The sequence below is a fragment of the Serratia sp. H1w genome (genome assembly GCF_000633355.1).
Lineage (GTDB): Bacteria > Pseudomonadota > Gammaproteobacteria > Enterobacterales > Enterobacteriaceae > Chania.
Genome location: NZ_AYMQ01000038.1, coordinates 37098 through 56840 on the forward strand (window position 1 = coordinate 37098; position 19743 = coordinate 56840).

Genomic DNA, 19743 nt, shown 5'->3' on the forward strand with positions numbered 1-19743 from the left:
TGGGTACAATGAAATCCTGCGACAGCCCGGCCACCAGTAAGCGCCAGGCATAAGCATAACTGATGCTGTCACAAATAGAACAAGTCACAACGAGGTTCATGCTGCATGGCCAATTTTTTTATTGATCGCCCGATTTTTGCCTGGGTTCTGGCAATTATTCTTTGCCTGACGGGGACGTTGGCGATTTTTTCTCTACCTGTTGAACAATATCCGAATCTCGCTCCGCCAAACGTGCGTATCAGTGCGACCTATCCGGGGGCGTCGGCGCAGACGCTGGAAAATACCGTTACCCAGATTATTGAACAGAACATGACCGGCCTCGACAACATGATGTATATGTCGTCCCAGAGCACCAATACCGGTCAGGCCTCGGTCACACTGACCTTTGATGCTGGCACCGATCCCAACGAGGCGATGCAGCAAGTGCAGAACCAGCTGCAATCGGCCATCAAGCGATTGCCACAGGCGGTACAACAACAAGGCGTGACGGTATCAAAATCTGGCGACACCACGCTGATGATGGTGGCCTTTGTCTCCACCGATGGCAGCATGGATAAGCAGGACATCGCGGACTATATCGTCTCCAACCTGCAAGACCCACTCAGCCGTATCAACGGGGTGGGCAGCATGGACGTTTACGGTTCGCAATACGCCATGCGTATCTGGCTGGATCCGAACAAGCTCACCAGCTACCAGCTCACCACCCAGGATGTGGTCAACGCCATCAGTTCGCAGAACGCCCAGGTGGCGGTAGGCCAGTTAGGTGGATCTCCTTCCGTAGATCAGCAGGCGCTGAACGCCACGATCAACGCCCAATCCCAGTTGCAAACGCCGGAGCAGTTCCGCCAAATCACGCTGCGCGTCAATCAGGACGGTTCGCTGGTGACATTAGGTGACGTTGCCACAGTGGAATTAGGCGGGGAAAACTATAACTACCTCAGCCGCTACAACGGTCTACAGGCGGCGGGGATGAACATCAAGCTGGCCTCCGGTGCCAACGAATTGCAAACCGATCAACTGGTCAAGGCCAAGATCGCCGAGCTTTCCCAGTATTTCCCTCATGGGCTGGAAGCCAAGGTCGCCTATGAGACGACACCATTCGTGCAGGCGTCGATCCATGACGTAGTAAAAACCCTGTTGGAAGCCATTTTGCTGGTGTTCCTGGTCATGTACCTGTTCTTGCAAAACTTCCGCGCCACGCTGATCCCCACCATCGCCGTACCCGTGGTGCTGTTGGGCACCTTCGCCATCCTTTCGGCCTTCGGCTACAGCATTAACACCCTGACGATGTTTGCCATGGTGCTGGCGATCGGCCTGTTAGTGGACGACGCCATCGTGGTGGTGGAAAACGTAGAACGCGTGATGAGTGAAGAAGGCCTCTCCCCAAGAGACGCCACCCGTAAATCCATGGGCCAGATCCAGGGCGCATTGGTGGGGATTGCCATGGTGCTTTCGGCGGTATTTATCCCGATGGCCTTCTTCGGCGGCACTACCGGGGCTATTTATCGCCAGTTCTCGATCACCATCGTTTCCGCGATGGTGCTTTCGGTACTGGTGGCCATGATCCTCACCCCGGCCCTATGTGCCACTATTCTCCAGCCGATCGCCCAAGGCCATCATCACGGCAAACGCGGTTTCTTCGGCTGGTTTAACCGCATGTTCAACCGCAATACCGAGCGCTATGAACGTGGGGTGGCGCGCGTGCTGCATCACAGCGCCCGCTACATGGTGATTTACCTGTTGCTGCTGGCCGGTATGGCACTCCTGTTTATCAAGCTGCCAACCTCGTTCCTGCCGCAGGAAGACCGTGGCGTATTCACCGTACAGGTACAGTTGCCCGCAGGCTCCACCTTGCAGCAAACCACCAAGGTGGTGGAAAAGGTCGAGCACTACTTCCTGACCGAAGAGAAAGCCGATGTGCTGTCGGTGTTCTCAACCATCGGTGCCGGGCCTGGCGGTAATGGCCAGAACGTCGCACGTCTGTTCTTGCGCCTGAAGGACTGGGATCTGCGCACCTCAGGGGCCAACAGCTCGTTCGATATCATCGATCGTGCCACCAAGGCCTTTAGCAATATCAACGAGGCACGCGTCATCGCCAGCAGTCCGCCCGCAATCACCGGGCTGGGGAACTCTTCGGGCTTCGATATGCAGTTGGAAGACCACGCAGGACTGGGGCACGCCAAACTGATGGAGGCTCGCGATCAGTTACTGCAACTGGCGGGGCAAAACCCGCAGCTGTCACGCGTGCGCCATAATGGCCTCGATGACAGCCCACAATTGCAAATCGATATCGATCAACGCAAAGCGCAAGCGCTGGGCGTGTCGATCGACGATATCAACAACACCCTGTCCACCGCCTGGGGCTCCACCTACGTCAACGACTTCTTAGACCGTGGGCGGGTGAAAAAAGTGTACGTCCAGGCCGGAGCAACCTTCCGCATGCTGCCAGAGGATATTAACAAGTGGTATGTACGTAACAAGAGCGGCGGGATGGTGCCCTTCTCCGCCTTCGCCACCTCTCATTGGGAATATGGTTCACCGCGTCTGGAGCGCTACAACGGCAACTCTACGGTAGAAATTGTCGGTGAGGCCGCCTCTGGCGTCAGTACCGGTACCGCAATGGATGAAATGGAAAAGCTCGTCAGCCAACTACCAACCGGTTTTGGTTTGGAATGGACGGCGATGTCCTACCAGGAACGTCTGTCTGGTTCTCAGGCTCCGGCGCTCTATGCCATCTCGCTGCTGGTGGTATTCCTGTGTCTGGCAGCCCTGTATGAAAGCTGGTCGATCCCGTTCTCGGTCATGTTGGTGGTGCCACTGGGGGTGATCGGTGCCGTCACGGCCACCTGGCTGCGCGGGCTGGAAAACGATGTGTACTTTCAGGTGGGGCTGTTGACGATTATCGGGCTGTCGGCCAAGAACGCCATCCTGATCGTAGAGTTTGCCAACGAGCTGAACCACAAAGGCAAGGATCTGATGGCGGCAACGCTGGAAGCTTCACGCCTGCGCCTACGCCCTATTCTGATGACCTCGTTAGCCTTTATCTTCGGTGTGCTACCAATGGCAATCAGTTCCGGGGCGGGCTCAGGTAGCCAACATGCGGTAGGTACCGGGGTGATGGGCGGCATGATTTCAGCCACCGTGCTGGCGATTTTCTTTGTACCGCTGTTCTTCGTCCTGGTACGCCGCCGCTTCCCTGGCAAAGTGGGCAAACCCACTGAATAACGGGCGTAAAAAAAGCAGCTTCGGGAAACCGAGGCTGCTTTGCTAAAGACTTAATATTGTTACCCTAGGTGCTTTAAATAAAAACAAATCAAATAGCCTTATTCAAGCCTTAAACCCTATATGGCGTTAGTTACCTAACATCTCATCAATAAAGTCTTTCCAGTTTTTTAACTCACGATCAACCATGATACTTCACAACCTCCGTTATTGGACGCAGGGATTCTACGCCGGTTTTTTGACCAAGTGAAGCCTTTTGGGAACGATGCCGGTGAGAGAAAGCGGGGGCTAGCACACATTTTCAAGTTAATCAGAAATCTACCTGGTTTTTATATTTCTTGTCGGATCAATATCCGCGTAGTAGCGTGCTGATGGGTTTAAAAAAACACCGTTGAAAGGGAAAATCATGTCTTCGACCATCACCATCGAGCAACTGAAAGAGCAAGGCCGCTACCAGGAAGCCAGCGAACTGGCCCAGCAGATGCTGCAACAGGCACCGCTGGATGCAACGCTGCATTATCAACTGGCCTGCCTGTACGATGTGCAGGGCTTTGAGCAGCAGGCCATTCCCTGCTATCTCGCCGCCTTACAGTACGATCTGCCGGCACAATTACGCCAGGAAGCCTGGCTTGGCCTGGGCAGCACCTATCGCGCATTAGGGGAATACCAGAAATCACTCAACACCTTTGATAAGGGGCTCAGCGAGTTCCCACAGGCTAAAGAGATCACCCTATTTCGGGCCATGACGCTCTACAATCTGGGTGAAACCAAACAGGCGGTGGCCGATCTGCTGATCCTGCTGGCCGAGACTTCTGCACATACCGAGATCAGCAGCTACCAGCGTGCTATCCAGCAATATGCTGCTGACTTGGATCGTATTGGCTGAGGAGAACATGATGGAGATCATCACCGATTTACGTAGTTGTCATATCGATTGGCAGCAACTGGGCCAATTGCTGGCCGCTGCCGGGCTAGGCGAACGCGATCCGCAGGTCTTACAGAAGGTGTATCAAAACAGCCAGTTCTGTTACTGGGGATTTATTGAGGGGGAGTTGATGGCTACCGCTCATGCCATTAGTGATATGACCTCGGTAGCTTACCTGGCCGATGTCGCCATCGATCCGCGCTTTCAGGGGTGCGGTTATGGTCGGCAGTTGATGGATCACGTTATGCGAGATCTGGCTCCGTTGGGCAAAGTGTTTATTTACTCGGTGCCGGATAAACTGGCATTTTATAAGCGATATGGCTTCCACGATCTGACTACCGGCATGGTATATGCCGATGGGAACGCGCTGGAACGGTTACAGAACAGCGGATATGTGCGTTGAGTATCAATTGGCTAGCGATCCTTGAGGTAAAATAACGCAGATTTAATGTAGAGCCTCAACGGCGTAAGGTAATAAGCAGGAATTATTACCATAAGTATCATCAAGACTATAATTCCGAAACCAAAAAATCCGTCTTTGAGAACTGTTCCAGTCGTAAAAATAATTAATATCACCGCTAAAATAAGACCTGCCCTAATCGTCCTTTTACCGATATCTCTGACTGAATAGATAATATCAAGGTCAAAAATTTTGGCATTTTCTGTTATTTTGCGAATCTCACGTTTGGTGAAGCCAGATCCCAATAGCAACCCGTTCACTCTTTTGATCTTTTTCATTAGTCAACCTCATGACACCAGATGCTATCGCCACTGAAAAGGTGTTGCAAGCCTCAAAACCCACAGCCGTCTGGATCTAAGCCCCGTTTTCCCGCATTATCTCTATATAGACGAGCGGTACCCTCACTCATCGTTCCGTACAGATTTTGACGATTAAAAGGTAGCTTTTACGCCATGACAGACAAACCGCAGCACGCCTCGCTGACCATGTTCGGCATCAAAAATTGTGACACTATCAAAAAAGCCCGCCGCTGGCTGGAAGAGCACGGTGTAGCCTACCAATTTCACGACTACCGCGCAGACGGGCTGGACGAACAGCTGTTGCGTGATTTTGTCGCACGCCTGGGTTGGCAGCCATTGTTGAACACTCGTGGCACCACCTGGCGTAAACTGGATGAAGCCCAGCGCAATGCCTGCGACAACGCCGACGCCGCCATCGCTTTGATGCTGGAGCAACCGGCAATTATCAAACGCCCCCTGCTGGATGATGGTAAAGGCCATGCCCTGTTAGGTTTTAGCAGCGAAAGCTATCAGCAATTTATTACCGAGGTTAACTCATGATCTGCCCTGTTATCGAGCTGGCACAACAGCTTATCAAGCGCCCTTCCCTCAGCCCGCATGATGAAGGCTGCCAGGAGCTGATGATTGCCCGCCTGCAAGCGATCGGTTTTACCGTCGAACCCATGAACTTTGGCGATACACAGAACTTCTGGGCCTGGCGCGGCCAGGGCAGCACGCTGGCATTTGCTGGCCACACCGATGTGGTGCCTACCGGTGACGAGAAAAATTGGGATAACCCACCGTTTGAACCGGTGATCCGCGACGGCATGCTTTATGGTCGCGGAGCCGCCGATATGAAAGGCTCCCTGGCTGCCATGCTGGTGGCTGCCGAACGTTTCGTTGCCGCCAACCCCGATCATCAGGGCCGTCTGGCATTTCTGATCACCTCAGACGAAGAGGCCAGCGCCACTCACGGCACTGTGAAGGTGGTGGAAGCCTTGATGGCTCGCAACGAGCGCCTTGATTATTGCCTGGTCGGCGAGCCTTCAAGCACCGACCGGGTCGGCGACGTGGTAAAAAATGGCCGTCGTGGCTCGATGACAGCCAACCTGCGCATCCATGGTATTCAAGGACATGTTGCCTATCCACATCTGGCCGATAACCCGGTTCATCGGGCTATTCCTGCCCTAAACGAACTAGTCGCGATTGAGTGGGATCAAGGCAACGAATTCTTCCCGCCAACCAGCATGCAAATTGCCAACGTGCAGGCAGGTACCGGTAGCAACAACGTGATCCCGGGCGAAATGTTCGTGCAGTTCAACTTCCGCTTCAGCACCGAGCTTACCGATACCCTGATCAAACAGCGGGTACAGGAACTGCTGGATCGCCATAAGTTGAACTACAGTATCGATTGGTGGCTGTCTGGCCAACCTTTCCTGACCGCACGTGGTGCATTGGTTGATGCCGTAGTCAACGCCGTGGAACACTATGCCGAACTCACACCACAGTTGCTGACCACCGGCGGCACCTCTGATGGCCGCTTTATCGCCCAGATGGGCGCACAGGTGGTTGAACTGGGACCGGTTAACGCCACCATCCATAAAGTGAACGAATGCGTACATGCGGCCGATCTACAGTTACTGAGCCGCATGTATCAGCGTATCATGGAACAGTTGGTCGCATGATCAGCGCAGAAATGCTCACCGGGCGCTCAACGGAGCACCTCACCGTACTGAGCGGCAATCATCGGCTGCAACCCGCCGCAGTGCTGGCCTTTCAGGCCATGCAGCAGGCGGCGAAAACGGCAGGCTTTGATCTGCAACCGGCCAGCACCTTTCGCGATTTTGACCGGCAATTGGCGATCTGGAATGGCAAGTTCTGCGGTGAACGGCCAGTATTAGATCAGCACAGCCAGCCAATGGATATCCAGCCGCTGTCTGCAGCCGAGCGTTGCGAGGCGATCCTACGTTGGTCAGCCTTGCCGGGTGCCAGCCGCCATCACTGGGGCAGCGATCTGGATGTCTACGATCCGTCGCTCTTACCGGAAGGGCAAAAGTTGCAGCTGGAGCCTTGGGAATATGAAGCCGAAGGTTATTTTTATCCGCTAAATCTTTGGCTGACGGCGCATATGGCCGAGTTTGGTTTCTATCGTCCGTTTACCGCCGATCAGGGTGGCGTGGCAGTGGAACCCTGGCATTTGAGTTATCGCCCGCTGGCGCAGGAGGCCGAACATTTGCTGACGCCCGAGCTGCTGCTGGCAGCCTGGCGGGATAAGGACGTTGCAGGTGCATCATGGCTCGCAGGCCATCTGCCCGCAATATTCTCGCGTTTTATTCGCCCTGAAGGAAAGGTGTAAACATGCATTGGTTAGCTGACTACTGGTGGATAGTTCTGGTGATCCTGGTAGGTATGGTCATTAACGGGATCAAGGAATTACGCCGTCTTGACCACCGCAAGTTCCTGGCTAACAAGCCGGAATTGCCCCCCCACCGCGATAACAACGCCAAGTGGGATGACGAAGAAGACTGGCCCAAAAAGAAATAACGTCAGGGCGCACATCAGCGCCCTGCGGTTTATTTAAAGGCGATCAGATCGCCTCGTTTACCAAACATCGCCTCTTCCCAATAGCGCTGTGGCACGTAGTAATGCAAACGCTCCAGTGCAGAGTTCATCATGCCAGCGCTGATCGCATGCCCGACACCTGGCTCAATATCCAACGTCACGTCCCCGCCAACGGCCTGTAGTTTAGCCTCTGCCGCTTGCGCATGTTGCACCGCAATAACGCCATCCGTTTCACCATGGATCAGGTGAACCACGCTGTCACAGAAACCGGCCTCCGGCAACTGGGCAAAACGCCCGCTGAAGGCCACCACTCGCCCGGCCAGTTTGGCTTCGGCCTTCAAGCCTTCCAGCGCCATGATTGACCCCTGAGAAAAACCAACCAGAGCGGTGCCTGCATAGCCCACGCCGCTGTGTTGCTGCCAGTAGCGCACGGTTTCAACAAAGGTTGGCATCACTTCGGCAATACGCTGTGCGCGGTTATCTTCAGTGATCCCCTGCACCGAGAACCATTGGCGACCCTCACCGTTGCCAAAAGCAAACGGGCCACCGATGCTCACTACCAAGGCCTGCGGGAAATCTTTGGCGAAGTAACTGCCGATCTCCCCCATCGCCACCGGGTTATCCCCTACACCATGAAACAGCAGGATCAGTTGCTCTGCCGGTGTTGCGGGGCTTTGGACAACGAAATGTGAATGTTTCATGGGGACTCCTCAGGTTAAATACGTCCGGGTTGCCCCGGTCAATGTTGCTTACTATACGCTGTGGAGAAATCAGGGAAATCGGGTTTTATTGAACAACTCTTTCCATTTATTGCAACGATTGTGTCCATTGCTGCCAATAGCAACAGCGTTGCGTATTGAGTTGAGCCAATGCTTGCCCAGCCTCTTGTCGCCAAAGGCGCAGCAAGGCTTTTTGGCCGCTCAAACCATATTGGGCAACACACTGAGCCGTGGTTTGTTGTTGCTGTAAATGTGCGCGCAAGGCCGCACAAGGTAACTCACTGGTTAGCAGTAAACGTTGTAGCGCCCCTAGACTAGCCTCTAATGGCCGATGCGCAAAGGCAAAGCCTGCCAGCTCGCGCCAGTCTTCTTCGTTTAATACGGGATCGGCATCTTCGGTAAATTCCAGCAACAGATCGCTACGTTGCCGCAACCAGCGCCAATCGCGCGCCAGATGCTTATGCGCCGCATGGCACAGGTTTTCACCTTGCTCGCTGATAGGAAGTAACGCCATTGCGGTATAACAACCGCTACTGGCTTCCGGTTTGTTGCCGATCCGCACCAGGGTGAAGCCACAGGATTGCCAAAACCGCCACAACGGCTCGGTATAGCCGAAGCTGACGGAAAGAAAGTCCAGCCCCTGTGCGCTACGCTTCTGTTGTTCGATCAACTGGCTGGCGATCCCTTGTTGACGCAACTCCGGCAATACGGCGATACGGGTAATACGGCGAGAACGCAGCGTAGGTGCCCACCATTGGCCGCTATGCGCCGCCAGAGATTGCGCCACCAGGTTGCCACGCGGCCTGCGGCGGCCCGCCCAAACCTCATGAGACAGTTCAGCCTCCAGGCCACCCTCATCCACCAGCCATAACGCCCCAACGACTTCATTACCCAGCGTTGCCGCACTGAAATGCATGCCTGGCGCATCCATCAGGCGGCGTAAATCCAGCGGTGAAGTACGATAGTGTGCGCTACAGAGCAAGGCATAGAAACGCCGTAACCGTTGCGGATCGCCGCACAATTTAGACTGCTCAATTGATGTGATCGTTGGAGGTTGTCTGGCAGCAGACCATACCGGCTCTTCGTTAAACAGCAAGGCATGATCGATGACACGCTCCAGAGCATCGCCCTCAGCCCAACGCATGGGCTGCTGCAAACTTAGCGGCTGCCAATGCGCTAAACCGGCGCAAAACTTCAGCAAAAATCCACGCCCAGTACCTTCGTAGCCCTGCACCGTCGTAGTAAGTAAAACGCGTGGGAAATAGCTCATTAGTTGCTGCAATAACGGGCCAGGGATCGCTGCGGCCTCATCCACCAGCAGCCAACCAACACCACTTGCATAATGTTCAACACAATGTTGCAGCAAGGCGTCTGGCGCCCAAAACTGCGCCCGCCCTGCAGACCACTCGCTGGCAACGTCGGTCGCGGCGCGGCTAGGGCCAGTGATCCAACAGGCTAGCGGACTGTTTGCCATCAACATTCCCGCTACCGTGGATTTCCCCCGGCCACGCGCGGCGGTTAATACCCAGATGCCTGAGTCTGCCGCCAGCAACCGGCCTAAAATGGCCTGCTGTTCGGCCGTTGGGTTGCCATCTGGCTCCTGCCACGTCTGACGCTCCGGCAAGGGAGCCAGATACAGCGATTCACCTTGCCGCCAGATTGACACTTCGCTATCGGCCAGCAATTGCTGTTGCAGGTGGTGGATAAAGTGGGGAGTCGCGATCGGTTGCGGGCAATCGCTCCAACGTAGGCTGTCGCTGTCGGGTTGCTGCGCCCAGCGTTGCCAGGAGGGTACCAACAACAGCAACCAGCTTCCCGCGCGTAGCGCGCCGCAGAGTTGGGCCAATGCCTCAACGTCGAGGCCTTCGGTCGCATCAAACACCGCATGCAACCGCTCTTGCCCCAACAGGGTTTTGACCGCGCCACTTGCCAGCGCATCGCTCCCAACGGGTACATCATTACCGACCCAAGGCCAGTCGCCCGGCAATTGGGTCACCAGTTGTTGTGCCTGAGCTCGGCACCATTGCGGCTCACCGCTGAGCACCAACAGCCGCCGAATACCCTGCCGCTGCATGTGTTGCTGCATTGTTTGTAACATTAGCATTGGGACCTGAAAGCAGAGTGCCGGGCTCTAAGCACCGGCACTGAGTCATATCAACGAGAGGCGAAGGTGTTGCAGGTATTAGGATCGCCGCTGTCGAACCCTTGCTTGAACCAGGTATAACGCTGCTGCGAGGTGCCATGGGTAAAGCTGTCCGGTACCACTCGCCCCTGACTTTGCTGCTGCAAACGGTCATCGCCGATCGCCTGTGCGGCATTCAGCGCGGCCTGGAGATCGCCCGCTTCCAGCATTTGCTGTTTCTCTGCATAGTGACCCCAAACGCCAGCAAAACAGTCGGCCTGTAGCTCCATTTTCACCGACAGGCGGTTAACCTCAGCCTGGCTGGCCCCTTGCTGCATCTGACGAACCTTGCGCTCGATCCCCAGCAGATTCTGCACGTGGTGGCCCACTTCATGCGCAACCACATAGGCCTGGGCAAAGTCGCCGCCAGCACCCAGCTTGGTTTTCATATCCTGGTAGAACGAGAGGTCGATATAGACCGTATCGTCCGCCGGGCAATAGAACGGCCCCATTACCGACTGGCCGGTACCGCAACCGGTACGCGTCGCGCCTCGGTACATCACCAGTTTGGGATCCTGATAGTTTTTCCCCATATGCTTGAAGATCCCCTGCCAGTTATCTTCGGTAGATGCCAGCACCACCGAGGTAAATTTGGCCAGTTGATCGTCCTGCGGGCTGATGTTGGCACTTTGCTGCTGAGTTTGTGGCGAGACATCTCCGCCGTTCAATAGGGGAGTCAGATCGACCCCGTAGTAACCGGCAACCAGCACCACTACCAGAATGATCAGGCCACCTTTGCCGCCGATAGGTATCCGTGGCCCGCCACCGCCGCCCAGACCGGAAGACTGCCCACGGCGATCCTCGACATTGTCACTCTCACGACGCCCTTGCCAACGCATAAATAAACTCCAAATGTGATCGGAAAACTTGCTCTGGTTACTATTATAAGGCGTTGGCGGCGGAGGGAATGCAGTAATTTTCTGGAAAGTGGGGAATGAGGGATCGAAGGTGGCGGTTTAGTTCGTTTACCTCTTCCCCCAAAGGCTGTCTCTTGAGCAAATTTTATGATCAACAGACTTTGCGAGTCGGATCCAGAGCCAAGGCAGCTGCAATGTGAACCATTGAAAGCCTGTGATAGTTTTTTTATGTTTTGTCCAGGGATGACCGACATGAAAAAAACCACGTCCACTTTGCATGATGCCGTATTCAAAAAGTTTCTTACCCATCCGGATACGGCCCGTGACTTTCTGGAACTGCACTTGCCGTCTGTATTGCTGCAAGCTTGCGATTTGAGTACGTTAAAACTGGAACCCGGAAGTTTTATCGAAAGGGACCTGCGCGCCTATTACTCCGACGTGCTCTACTCGTTGCAAACTGACAAGGGAGACGGGTATGCGTATGTTTTGATTGAACACCAAAGCTCTCATGATAAACATATGGCATTTCGTTTAATACGCTATGCCATCGCAGCAATGCAACGCCACCTAGAGACAAAGAACGACCAGCTTCCGCTGGTGATCCCAATACTCTTTTATCATGGCCAAGTGACACCTTATCCCTATTCCATGAACTGGCTGGCTGAATTCAGTGAACCAGAACTGGCAAGGCAACTCTATGCAGGGGATTTTCCGCTAGTTGACGTTACCGTCATTCCTGACGATGACATCATGCAACATCGCCGCATGGCCATTCTTGAGTTACTGCAAAAGCACGTACGCCTGCGCGATCTGGCTGAGCTCCAGGAACAACTGGTCACATTATTGCTGACCGGATACACTACTAAAGAGCAACTGATATCGCTGATCAACTACATGTTGCAAGCAGGGAGCACGACTGAACCGGAGAGGCTGATCCGTGAATTGGCCAGCCGTGCACCAAGACATGAGGAGGAATTGATGACTATTGCAGAATATCTCGAGCAAAAAGGTTTCAAAAAAGGAATAGAGCAAGGCATTGAGAAAGGCGAACATGGAGCGGCTGTAAAAATAGCCCGTTCCATGCTGGCCGATGGTTTCGACCTGGCTAAAATCATGAAACTGACCGGGCTTTCGGAAGACGATCTGGCGAAAATCCGCCAGTAAACCGTCTATAGTGGCGGAGTCAACGAACTCACCACGCCCCTCTTCTATGAGCAGAGGGGCGCAATATTGATAACGATTAGTCCAGCTTCACACCGATACGGCGAGCGACTTCCTCGTAGGCTTCAATCAGACCACCCAGGCTCTGACGGAAGCGGTCCTTGTCCATCTTGGCCAGGGTATCTTTATCCCACAGGCGGCTACCATCCGGTGAGAACTCATCACCCAGCACCACTTCGCCGTTGAACAATCCAAACTCCAGCTTGAAGTCGACCAGGATCAGATCTGCATCGTCAAACAGTTTGCTCAACACGTCATTCGCCATGTAGCTCAGCTCACGCATCCGCGCCAAATGTTCTTTGCTCACCCAGCCGAAGGTTTCGCAATAGGATTCGTTCACCATTGGGTCATGCATGGCATCGTTCTTCAGGAACAGATCAAACAGCGGAGGATTCAGCGGCAGGCCTTCTTCAATGCCCAGGCGTTTGACCAATGAACCTGCGGCGCGGTTACGGATCACACACTCAACCGGTACCATCTCCAGCTTTTTCACCAGCACTTCGTTATCTGACAGCAGGCGTTCCATCTGCGTTGGGATACCCGCCTCCTCCAGCTTGCTCATAATGAAATGGTTGAACTTGTTGTTCACCATCCCTTTACGATCGAACTGCTCAATGCGCTGACCATCCAGTGCTGACGTATCGTTACGGAATTCCAGCACCAGCAGATCCGGGTTTTCGGTGGTGTAGACGGTTTTTGCCTTGCCGCGATACAGTTCAGCTAGCTTTTGCATCTTAACTTACTCCAATGAGGTGGTACCTTCCGGCTGCCAGGCAGCCTACCGGGCACAAAATTGACCTGATAAGTTCTTTGGTTTGCTGATAACTATTGTGCCAAATCTGCGACGCAAACGATACCGTATCAGCAAAACAAAAAGGGGCCGTAGCCCCTAGATGTAATTATTTAACGCTGGTTTTACTGAAAGCCGTCTGGAGCACCCCGACTAGCGCATCGTTCTGCGACTGGGTCAACGGTTTACCTTTGGAATCGATAAATTGCAAACTGGTACGGTTATTCAAATCACCGACCTGCAGCTTGTAATCACCCTCTTTCAGTTCAGGATTTTTAGCACCCAAGGCATCCCAATCGCTGCTGCTCAGGGATTTATAGGTGACGGCGACGGTACCCTGCGGACGGCTGCGGTCACCCACTTTCATCCCCAGTTTCTCCAGTACCGGTGGTAAGCGATCCCACACAACCGTGTACGGAGCACGCACGATCAGCGTCGGCAAGCCGGAGTCATCCGCACCGCTCTGCACGTCCAACACGCCAATACGGTTGGCGGACTGGCTGCTCGACAGGTTGTCCTGCTTGTCCAGGCCTTCAACAATGGTGTTCATCATCATCGTGTTATAGCGTTGAACTTGAGAAGGGTCGGTAACCTTGTCGGTTTGCACTTGCTGGCGCAGTTCGAGGGTTTTCACCACCAGCGCCTGCTGGTAGCCTTGCTGCTGTACCGTGATCTGGTAACGGCCTTCGTACTGGTTGTCTTCATCCAGACGATTCCACTTCACCCAGTCGGTGGTCAGCGTTTGGCTGGCATCCGTACGTGAGGCGATCGGAATGTTTTTCGTCTGCAACAGGCTGGCTACGCGTGACCACAGGTTTTGGTTCTGCGGGCTGCTTTCCAGCAGCAACGTACCACTGTCACCCGCGTATTGAGCACGGGAACCACTCAACAGAGCCAGTGGCTGTGCCGGTGGGCGAATATCCAGTTGCTTGCCAACCGCGCCTTTTTGCGCACTTGCCGGAACTTCATAATTACCGGATTGTACCGGCAGGATCAGGCCGGACGGCGCGCTCATCGGTTTGAGCGGTGCGGCGTCAAGATAGGCCTCATCGCCACTGACCTGGCGTTTGTAGCGCTGATCGGTAGAACAAGCCGCCAGCGTCATCACCAGCGCTAATCCCACGACCGTTGCTAGCGTCGACTTTTGCAATGAATAAGCCATCAAATTTCCCTAAAAGTTACAGCAAACCGGCGCTTTTCAACGCACGCTCCACGACAGGACGGGCAGCGTCGGTCAACGGCGTCATAGGCAGACGCATCGTATCGGTTGCCATCAATCCCAATGCCTTACAGGCCCATTTCACCGGGATTGGGTTTGCTTCTACGAACAAATCCTGATGCAAAGGCATCAAGCGCTGATTCAAACGGCGGCCTTCGGCAAAGTTGCCTTGCGCCGCCAGACGGCAAAGTTCAGCCATTTCACGGGCTGCCACGTTAGCCGTCACGGAAATCACCCCTTTGCCACCCAGTTGCATGAAGTCCAGACCGCTGGCGTCGTCGCCGCTCAGCAAAATGAAGTCTTCATCATCAACCAGCACTTGGATCTGACTAACACGACTTAAGTTCCCTGTTGCCTCTTTAACGGCAACAATATTCTTAATTTTGGCCAAACGAGCGATCGTTGGCGGCAGCATGTCACAACCGGTGCGCGAAGGCACGTTATAGAGGATCTGCGGCAGATCGGTGCTCTCGGCAATGGCTTTGAAATGCTGATACAGACCTTCCTGGGTCGGCCTGTTGTAGTAAGGCGTAACCGACAGGCAGCCCACGACACCGGTATTGCCGAAACGCTGGGTCAGCGAGATAGCTTCACTGGTGGCGTTGGCACCCGTGCCAGCGATGACCGGAATACGGCCTGCGGCCAGTTCCAGCGTCTGCAATACCACGTCCACATGTTCGTCATGGGCCAGCGTGGCGGACTCACCGGTAGTCCCTACGGAAACGATCGCCGCGGTCCCACTGGCTACATGATAATCAATCAGTTTTTTTAGGCTCGCACGATCGACAGCACCTTTGGTGTCCATCGGCGTAACCAGTGCAACAATACTTCCCGTAAACATTGGCCGTCCCCTTCGCAAACAAGTCACTCATGGTACTTTTGTCACCTATCCAAAAGCAAGCAAACAACGTGTCGTAAGCGCTTGGCAGGCGGTTTTTTTTGTGTTTACCATGGTAACCCCATTCAGTACGACAGGAAGCTGCATTTTGCCTAAGCCTGATGAACACTATCTGGTGATCACCGCACTGGGCGCCGATCGCCCCGGTATCGTCAACGCCATCACCCGCCACGTCAGTAGCTGCGGGTGCAATATCGAAGATAGCCGTCTGGCCATGCTGGGTGAAGAGTTCACCTTCATCATGCTGCTTTCAGGTAGCTGGAACGCGATAACCCTGATCGAATCCACCTTGCCGCAAAAAGGCGCCGAGTTGGATCTGCTGATCGTGATGAAACGCACAAACTCGCAAGAAAGACCGCCAATGCCAGCTACAGTGTGGGTACAGGTTGAGGTAAAAGACTCCCCGCACATCATCGAGCGGTTTACCGGCCTGTTTGATTCGAGCCAGATGAACATTGCCGAACTGGTATCGCGGACTCAACCCGCGCAGGGCGAGCGGCCTTCGCAGCTCTATATCCAGATCACTGCTCACAGTTCCGGCGGCCAGGATGCGACAAATATCGAACAAGCCTTTTATCGCCTATGTACAGAATTGAATGCGCAAGGCAGTATTAGCGTGGTGAACTATCCACAGCATGATGAGAAAGATGGAGAGTAGTGATGAGCCCATTGAAAGCCGGTGATACAGCGCCGAAATTTAGTTTACTCGACCAGGATGGCGAGGAAATTAATTTGGCCGACTTCCAGGGACAACGAGTACTGGTTTACTTTTATCCCAAAGCCATGACGCCAGGTTGTACCGTACAAGCCTGCGGGTTGCGGGACAACATGGACGAATTGAAAAAAGCGGGCGTCGAAGTGCTGGGTATCAGCACCGATAAACCCGAAAAGCTCTCGCGTTTTGTTGAGAAAGAACTGCTCAATTTCACGCTGCTATCCGACGAAGATCATCAGGTAGCTCAGCAGTTTGGCGTTTGGGGCGAGAAAACCTTCATGGGCAAAACCTATGACGGTATTCACCGTATCAGCTTCCTGATCGGCACCGACGGCAAGGTTGAGAAAGTGTTTGATGATTTCAAGACCACCAATCACCACGAAATCGTTCTGAACTACCTACAGCAGTAAATGAGTAAAGCGCAGCAACTGATGCTGCGCTTTATTTTCCCGCCTTATTTCACCTCGTCGCCCACATCAACCAGCATGTCATCCGGCCAGGCATGGATCACGGCTTTCACCAGCGTCGCCAACGGGATGGCAAAGAATACGCCCCAGAAGCCCCACAGGCCGCCAAAGATAATCACCGAAAGAATAATCACCAGTGGATGCAGATTGACCGCCTCGGAGAACAGGATCGGCACCAGCAGGTTTCCATCCAGGCCTTGCACCACCAGATAAGCGATAATCAGCGTCCAGAAGTCGGCACCAACGCCCCACTGGAACATCGCCACTACCACCACAGGGATCGTCACCAGCACCGCGCCGATGTAGGGGATCAGCACCGAAAGGCCGACCAGCACCGCCAACAGCAGGGAATAGCGCATATCCAGGATGAAGAACACCAGATAGGTCGCGACCCCAACGATCACCATCTCCAGCACCTTGCCGCGAATATAGTTGGTGATCTGCTGGTTCATTTCGATCCACACCTGTCCTGCCAGCCCACGGTTACGCGGCAGCACGCGGCGGACCGCGTTGATCATCTGCTCTTTATCCTTCAGCAGGAAAAACGCCATCAGCGGTACCAGGATCAGGTAGATGGCTAGCGTCAGCAGCCCAACCAGTGAGGCCAGCGAGAACTTCACTACCGATTCGCCCATCCCCGACAGGCGCTCACGCAGGTTCTGCGCCATCATATCGATGATGCCCGCATCCACCAGTGCCGGATAGCGTGTCGGCAAGGTCGCCGCATACTTGTAGAACTGATTGAGCATGCCCGGTAAATCGGTCATCAGGTTAATGCCCTGCTGCCAGGCGGTTGGCGCGACCACGAACACCAACAGCATGGCAATACCGCCAAATACGATCAGCATAAGGCTCGCCGCCCAGGTGCGTGAGCATCCCAGGCGCTGAAGACGTGCGGTAGGCCACTCCAATAGGTAGGCAAGCACCAGCGCCACCAGCAAGGGGGTCAAGATACCGTGAAAAAAATAGAGGATGCAGAACCCGGCCACCAGGATCACCAACAGCGCGATAGCCTGCGGATCGGTGAAACGACGTCGATACCACTGTAATAACATCTCCAACATCAGAGATTGCTCCTTATTCCATCAATGGGGTGAGGCTCGCCAATCCCTGTGCGGCCGAGCAGGTATGACATGATTTTTAAATATTTTTAGCCCGGTTATCACCGTGCAAATGTTTCAATGTGGGCTGTGGCTGGCTATGATGTGATAGCGTTATGCCGCTCAGGCGCACGATCCCCTGAAAATGCATTTTTGTGAGCCAACGCACTTTCTCGCTGATTGTACTGGAGAGTCTGGCACGGAAGAAGAACTCTTATCTGATGCTGACGTCTTAGTTGATGACTTTATTGAGGGATTGCCAGACTATGACCATCCGGTTGACCAAAACAGCGCTAACAGTCCTGTTGCTCGGCTCGCTTTGCACCTCTGCGTTGGCGCCGGTAAACGCCCAAACGCAAGACCAACTGCCGGATATGGGCACCTCCGCAGGGGGAACGTTGAGCATAGGCCAGGAACTGACCATGGGCGATTTTTACGTGCGGCAACTACGCGCCAGCGCCCCATTGATCAATGACCCGCTATTAACCCAGTATATCAATCAGTTGGGTAACCGGCTGGTGGCCAGCGCCTATTCGGTGCGTACCCCGTTTCACTTCTTTTTAGTGCGTAACGACGAGATCAACGCCTTTGCCTTCTTCGGTGGCAACGTGGTGCTGCATTCGGCCCTGTTCCGTGAGACCGACAACGAAAGCCAGCTGGCCTCGGTCCTGGCGCACGAAATCTCGCACGTCACCCAGCGCCACCTGGCCCGCGCCATGGAAGACCAGCAACGCAATGCACCGCTGACCTGGGTGGGCGCATTGGGCTCGATACTACTGGCGATGGCTAACCCAACCATGGGTATGGCTGCACTGAGCGGTACGCTGGCAGGCACGCAGCAGGGCATGATCAGCTTCACCCAGGCGAACGAACAAGAAGCCGATCGCATTGGCATTCAGGTTTTACAGCGCGCCGGGTTCGATCCGGAAGCCATGCCAGACTTCCTGCAAAAGCTGGCCGATCAATCCCGCTACGCCTCCAAACCACCGGAAATGCTGCTGACGCACCCCTTGCCGGATAGCCGCCTCTCGGACGCCCGTAACCGTGCCAACCAAATGCCACGCCATCTGGTGCAGTCCAGCCAGGACTATCTGCTGGCCAGAGTACGTGCGCTAGGCATGTACAGCTCGGAAGGCTACGGCCTGACCGAAGACGTGCTGGATACCTACAGCAAAGGCAACATACGCGAACAGATGGCGGCCAAATATGGCCGGGCGATCCTGTTCTACGAAGCTAAAAAGTACGATCAGGCCCGCAATATCATCCAGCCAATATTGGCGCAGGAGCCGAAAAACGTCTGGATGCTGGATCTGATGACCGACATTGACCTGGGGCAAAATAAAGCGGCCCAGGCCATTGCCCGCCTAGAGGCGGCCAATGCGGCGCAAAGTAATAACACGGTGCTGCTACTCAACCTGGCGAATGCCTATGTTGAAGGCGGCCAATCGGCCAAAGCGTCAAAAATCCTCAATCGCTACACCTTTGCTCACCCGGACGATCCGAACGGCTGGGATCTGTTGGCCCAGGCCAGTGCCGCCCAAGGGTTACGCGATGAAGAACTCTCTGCCCGGGCTGAAAGCATGGCGCTGGCAGGCCGCCTGGATCAGGCCATCGGCTTGCTCAGCAACGCCAGCTCATTGCAAAAGCTGGGAAGCCTGAAACAGGCTCGCTACGACGCACGTATCGATCAATTACGCCAATTGCAGCGAAGCTTCAGCAAGTTCCAACGCAGCTGATTTGAACAAGGAAACAGAAACATGAAAACCGTCACTATTTATCACAACCCACGCTGCTCGAAGAGCCGTGAGACGCTGGCGCTGCTGGAACAGCATGGCGTCGAGCCGCAGGTGGTGTTGTATCTGGATACGCCGCCTTCCGTCGCTGAGCTGAAAAAAATGCTGCAACAGCTCGGTTTCACTTCGGCCCGCGAATTGATGCGTAAGAAAGAAGATCTCTACAAGGAGCTGAAACTGGCGGATGAGACCCTGAGCGAAGAGCAACTGCTGCAAGCGATGGTGGCCAATCCGAAACTGATCGAACGCCCAATCGTGGTCAAAGGCGGCAAAGCCCGCATTGGCAGACCACCCGAGCAGGTGTTGGAAGTCTTGTGATCCCGTGACAGCAAGCC

Annotated in this window: 21 protein-coding genes; 12 read left to right on the forward strand and 9 right to left on the reverse strand. The window is 54.5% G+C overall.

The genetic code is table 11. From position 1 onward, the window contains the following. Positions 1-105: 105 nt before the first annotated feature. Positions 106-3225: a multidrug efflux RND transporter permease AcrD gene (gene acrD / locus U869_RS0106815; RefSeq protein WP_025120792.1), complete on the forward strand. Its 3120-nt coding sequence runs from the start codon at positions 106-108 to the stop codon at positions 3223-3225. A gap of 126 nt (positions 3226-3351) precedes the next feature. On the opposite strand, the gene ypfM is transcribed toward acrD, so the two are convergent. Beyond that, positions 3352-3411: a protein YpfM gene (gene ypfM, locus U869_RS32860; RefSeq protein ID WP_137751254.1), complete on the reverse strand. Its 60-nt coding sequence runs from the start codon at positions 3409-3411 to the stop codon at positions 3352-3354. A 217-nt stretch (positions 3412-3628) separates the two neighbouring features. Here ypfM and U869_RS0106820 point away from each other — a divergent pair, with 217 nt between their 5' ends. Both U869_RS0106820 and U869_RS0106825 read left to right on the forward strand, forming a co-directional pair. Continuing rightward, a complete protein-coding gene (locus U869_RS0106820) occupies positions 3629-4108 on the forward strand; it encodes a tetratricopeptide repeat protein (RefSeq protein WP_025120791.1) in 480 nt (159 codons plus the stop codon). Positions 4109-4118: 10 nt separating this feature from the next. Beyond that, entirely contained in the window at positions 4119-4550 is a 432-nt protein-coding gene (locus tag U869_RS0106825) for a GNAT family N-acetyltransferase (RefSeq protein ID WP_025120790.1), read from the forward strand. 11 nt (positions 4551-4561) lie between these two features. Here U869_RS0106825 and U869_RS0106830 read toward each other — a convergent pair whose 3' ends face one another. Next, on the reverse strand, positions 4562-4885 hold the full coding sequence (locus U869_RS0106830) for a hypothetical protein (protein WP_025120789.1): 324 nt from the start codon (positions 4883-4885) through the stop codon (positions 4562-4564). Between the two features lie 174 nt (positions 4886-5059). On the opposite strand from U869_RS0106830, the gene U869_RS0106835 reads away from it, so the two are divergent. Genes U869_RS0106835 through U869_RS0106850 form a run of 4 tightly spaced genes read left to right on the forward strand, consistent with a single transcriptional unit; the run spans position 5060 to position 7429 of the window. Beyond that, on the forward strand, positions 5060-5446 hold the full coding sequence (locus U869_RS0106835) for an ArsC family reductase (RefSeq protein ID WP_025120788.1): 387 nt from the start codon (positions 5060-5062) through the stop codon (positions 5444-5446). Next, a complete protein-coding gene (dapE, locus tag U869_RS0106840) occupies positions 5443-6570 on the forward strand; it encodes a succinyl-diaminopimelate desuccinylase (protein WP_025120787.1) in 1128 nt (375 codons plus the stop codon). The genes U869_RS0106835 and dapE overlap by 4 nt, the downstream gene beginning before the upstream one ends. Then, positions 6567-7241, forward strand: coding sequence for a M15 family metallopeptidase (locus tag U869_RS0106845; RefSeq protein WP_037408558.1), 675 nt, complete (start codon positions 6567-6569; stop codon positions 7239-7241). The genes dapE and U869_RS0106845 overlap by 4 nt, the downstream gene beginning before the upstream one ends. Before the next feature lie 2 nt (positions 7242-7243). Further along, complete coding sequence (locus U869_RS0106850) at positions 7244-7429, forward strand: YpfN family protein (RefSeq protein ID WP_025120785.1); 186 nt, start codon at positions 7244-7246, stop codon at positions 7427-7429. A 29-nt stretch (positions 7430-7458) separates the two neighbouring features. Here U869_RS0106850 and ypfH read toward each other — a convergent pair whose 3' ends face one another. From ypfH to U869_RS0106865, 3 genes are all read right to left on the reverse strand, one after another. Beyond that, a complete protein-coding gene (gene ypfH, locus U869_RS0106855) occupies positions 7459-8148 on the reverse strand; it encodes an esterase (RefSeq protein WP_025120784.1) in 690 nt (229 codons plus the stop codon). 106 nt (positions 8149-8254) lie between these two features. Beyond that, entirely contained in the window at positions 8255-10264 is a 2010-nt protein-coding gene (locus U869_RS0106860) for a tRNA(Met) cytidine acetyltransferase TmcA (protein WP_025120783.1), read from the reverse strand. 56 nt (positions 10265-10320) lie between these two features. Beyond that, positions 10321-11187 (reverse strand): neutral zinc metallopeptidase, encoded by an 867-nt coding sequence (locus tag U869_RS0106865; protein ID WP_025120782.1) that lies wholly within the window; start codon positions 11185-11187, stop codon positions 10321-10323. A gap of 261 nt (positions 11188-11448) precedes the next feature. On the opposite strand from U869_RS0106865, the gene U869_RS0106870 reads away from it, so the two are divergent. Next, positions 11449-12369: an Rpn family recombination-promoting nuclease/putative transposase gene (locus U869_RS0106870; protein ID WP_037408556.1), complete on the forward strand. Its 921-nt coding sequence runs from the start codon at positions 11449-11451 to the stop codon at positions 12367-12369. Between the two features lie 76 nt (positions 12370-12445). On the opposite strand, the gene purC is transcribed toward U869_RS0106870, so the two are convergent. The 3 genes from purC to dapA all read right to left on the reverse strand — a co-directional run bounded on the left by purC (position 12446) and on the right by dapA (position 15276). After that, a complete protein-coding gene (purC, locus tag U869_RS0106875; protein WP_025120780.1) occupies positions 12446-13159 on the reverse strand; it encodes a phosphoribosylaminoimidazolesuccinocarboxamide synthase in 714 nt (237 codons plus the stop codon). 166 nt (positions 13160-13325) lie between these two features. Next, on the reverse strand, positions 13326-14378 hold the full coding sequence (gene bamC / locus U869_RS0106880; RefSeq protein ID WP_025120779.1) for an outer membrane protein assembly factor BamC: 1053 nt from the start codon (positions 14376-14378) through the stop codon (positions 13326-13328). Positions 14379-14394: 16 nt separating this feature from the next. Next, positions 14395-15276: a 4-hydroxy-tetrahydrodipicolinate synthase gene (gene dapA, locus U869_RS0106885; RefSeq protein ID WP_025120778.1), complete on the reverse strand. Its 882-nt coding sequence runs from the start codon at positions 15274-15276 to the stop codon at positions 14395-14397. Positions 15277-15385: 109 nt separating this feature from the next. Here dapA and U869_RS0106890 point away from each other — a divergent pair, with 109 nt between their 5' ends. After that, complete coding sequence (locus U869_RS0106890; RefSeq protein ID WP_071998208.1) at positions 15386-15991, forward strand: glycine cleavage system transcriptional repressor; 606 nt, start codon at positions 15386-15388, stop codon at positions 15989-15991. A gap of 2 nt (positions 15992-15993) precedes the next feature. After that, on the forward strand, positions 15994-16458 hold the full coding sequence (gene bcp / locus U869_RS0106895; RefSeq protein ID WP_021178751.1) for a thioredoxin-dependent thiol peroxidase: 465 nt from the start codon (positions 15994-15996) through the stop codon (positions 16456-16458). Between the two features lie 44 nt (positions 16459-16502). Here the strand turns inward: bcp and U869_RS0106900 are convergent, their stop codons facing one another. Continuing rightward, positions 16503-17579, reverse strand: coding sequence for an AI-2E family transporter (locus tag U869_RS0106900; RefSeq protein WP_025120776.1), 1077 nt, complete (start codon positions 17577-17579; stop codon positions 16503-16505). 302 nt (positions 17580-17881) lie between these two features. Here U869_RS0106900 and U869_RS0106905 point away from each other — a divergent pair, with 302 nt between their 5' ends. Both U869_RS0106905 and arsC read left to right on the forward strand, forming a co-directional pair. Further along, a complete protein-coding gene (locus U869_RS0106905; RefSeq protein WP_025120775.1) occupies positions 17882-19351 on the forward strand; it encodes a M48 family metallopeptidase in 1470 nt (489 codons plus the stop codon). Positions 19352-19372: 21 nt separating this feature from the next. Continuing rightward, positions 19373-19726 (forward strand): arsenate reductase (glutaredoxin), encoded by a 354-nt coding sequence (gene arsC, locus U869_RS0106910; protein ID WP_025120774.1) that lies wholly within the window; start codon positions 19373-19375, stop codon positions 19724-19726. Positions 19727-19743: the final 17 nt, after the last annotated feature.

Coding starts and splice junctions, on each gene's coding strand:
- acrD (WP_025120792.1), top strand. CDS start 106: ATGGCCAATTTTTTTATTGATCGCCCGATTTTTGCCTGGGTTCTGGCA.
- U869_RS0106820 (WP_025120791.1), top strand. CDS start 3,629: ATGTCTTCGACCATCACCATCGAGCAACTGAAAGAGCAAGGCCGCTAC.
- U869_RS0106825 (WP_025120790.1), top strand. CDS start 4,119: ATGGAGATCATCACCGATTTACGTAGTTGTCATATCGATTGGCAGCAA.
- U869_RS0106830 (WP_025120789.1), bottom strand. CDS start 4,885: ATGAAAAAGATCAAAAGAGTGAACGGGTTGCTATTGGGATCTGGCTTC.
- U869_RS0106835 (WP_025120788.1), top strand. CDS start 5,060: ATGACAGACAAACCGCAGCACGCCTCGCTGACCATGTTCGGCATCAAA.
- dapE (WP_025120787.1), top strand. CDS start 5,443: ATGATCTGCCCTGTTATCGAGCTGGCACAACAGCTTATCAAGCGCCCT.
- U869_RS0106845 (WP_037408558.1), top strand. CDS start 6,567: ATGATCAGCGCAGAAATGCTCACCGGGCGCTCAACGGAGCACCTCACC.
- U869_RS0106850 (WP_025120785.1), top strand. CDS start 7,244: ATGCATTGGTTAGCTGACTACTGGTGGATAGTTCTGGTGATCCTGGTA.
- ypfH (WP_025120784.1), bottom strand. CDS start 8,148: ATGAAACATTCACATTTCGTTGTCCAAAGCCCCGCAACACCGGCAGAG.
- U869_RS0106860 (WP_025120783.1), bottom strand. CDS start 10,264: ATGTTACAAACAATGCAGCAACACATGCAGCGGCAGGGTATTCGGCGG.
- U869_RS0106865 (WP_025120782.1), bottom strand. CDS start 11,187: ATGCGTTGGCAAGGGCGTCGTGAGAGTGACAATGTCGAGGATCGCCGT.
- U869_RS0106870 (WP_037408556.1), top strand. CDS start 11,449: ATGACCGACATGAAAAAAACCACGTCCACTTTGCATGATGCCGTATTC.
- purC (WP_025120780.1), bottom strand. CDS start 13,159: ATGCAAAAGCTAGCTGAACTGTATCGCGGCAAGGCAAAAACCGTCTAC.
- bamC (WP_025120779.1), bottom strand. CDS start 14,378: ATGGCTTATTCATTGCAAAAGTCGACGCTAGCAACGGTCGTGGGATTA.
- dapA (WP_025120778.1), bottom strand. CDS start 15,276: ATGTTTACGGGAAGTATTGTTGCACTGGTTACGCCGATGGACACCAAA.
- U869_RS0106890 (WP_071998208.1), top strand. CDS start 15,386: ATGGTAACCCCATTCAGTACGACAGGAAGCTGCATTTTGCCTAAGCCT.
- bcp (WP_021178751.1), top strand. CDS start 15,994: ATGAGCCCATTGAAAGCCGGTGATACAGCGCCGAAATTTAGTTTACTC.
- U869_RS0106900 (WP_025120776.1), bottom strand. CDS start 17,579: ATGTTGGAGATGTTATTACAGTGGTATCGACGTCGTTTCACCGATCCG.
- U869_RS0106905 (WP_025120775.1), top strand. CDS start 17,882: ATGACCATCCGGTTGACCAAAACAGCGCTAACAGTCCTGTTGCTCGGC.
- arsC (WP_025120774.1), top strand. CDS start 19,373: ATGAAAACCGTCACTATTTATCACAACCCACGCTGCTCGAAGAGCCGT.